Genomic DNA, 1053 nt, shown 5'->3' on the forward strand with positions numbered 1-1053 from the left:
CAGGCCGAGCAGCGGCTGGTGGATCGCCAGGTCACCAAGACTTACATCGGCGGTCATGGCGACGCCGCGTTCGGCCAGTTGATCAATGCACTGGTCCTGGGGGCGGGCTCACCGCTGATCGCCGACCAGCGCGCCGGCGCCACCCAGACCCCGGGCGGCACCGGCGCCCTGCGCTTGAGTGCCGACTTCATCGCCCAATGCCTGCCGGGCCGTGGCGTGTGGTTGAGCAACCCGACCTGGCCGATCCACGAAACCATCTTCGCCACCGCGGGGGTCAAGGCCAGTCATTACCCTTATGTAGGCACTGACAATCGCCTGGATTTCGAGGCCATGCTGGCGACCCTGAGCCAGGTGCCGAAGGGCGACGTGGTGCTGCTGCATGCCTGCTGCCATAACCCGACCGGCTTCGACCTGTCCCATGACCAATGGCATCAGGTGCTGGACGTGGTGCGCAGCCGCGATCTGCTGCCGTTGATCGACTTCGCCTACCAGGGCTTTGGCGATGGGTTGGAGCAAGACGCCTGGGCCGTGCGGTTGTTTGCTGAAGCGTTACCCGAAGTGCTGGTCACCAGCTCCTGCTCGAAGAATTTCGGCCTCTACCGCGACCGCACCGGTGCGCTGATTGTCTGCGCCCACGATGCCGACAAACTGGTCGACATTCGCAGCCAGCTGGCCAACATCGCCCGCAACCTGTGGTCGACGCCGCCGGATCATGGCGCGGCGGTGGTGGCGACGATCCTCGGCGACCCGGCACTCAAGGGTTTATGGGCCGACGAAGTGGAAGCCATGCGCCTGCGCATCGCGCAACTGCGCAGCGGCCTGCTGGAAGCGCTCGAACCCCATGGCTTGCGTGAGCGCTTTGCCCATATCGGCGTGCAACGCGGGATGTTTTCCTACACCGGCCTGACACCGGGACAGGTCAAGCAGCTGCGCGAGCGCCACAGCGTCTATATGGTCGGCACCGGCCGGGCCAACGTCGCCGGCATCGATGCGACGCGCCTGGATGCGCTGGCGGTGGCGATTGCCGAGGTTTGTAAATAACCGGAGCACACG

General features: G+C 65.4%; 1 protein-coding gene. It reads left to right on the plus strand.

Features of this window, described 5'->3' with window-relative positions; translation table 11 throughout:
• Positions 1–1041 (plus strand): amino acid aminotransferase (locus OC610_RS27920; protein ID WP_264432818.1); only part of this gene is annotated, 1041 nt, incomplete at its 5' end.
• Positions 1042–1053: the final 12 nt, after the last annotated feature.

Origin of the sequence: Pseudomonas agronomica, assembly GCF_025917275.1 — a bacterium.
Lineage (GTDB): Bacteria > Pseudomonadota > Gammaproteobacteria > Pseudomonadales > Pseudomonadaceae > Aquipseudomonas > Aquipseudomonas agronomica.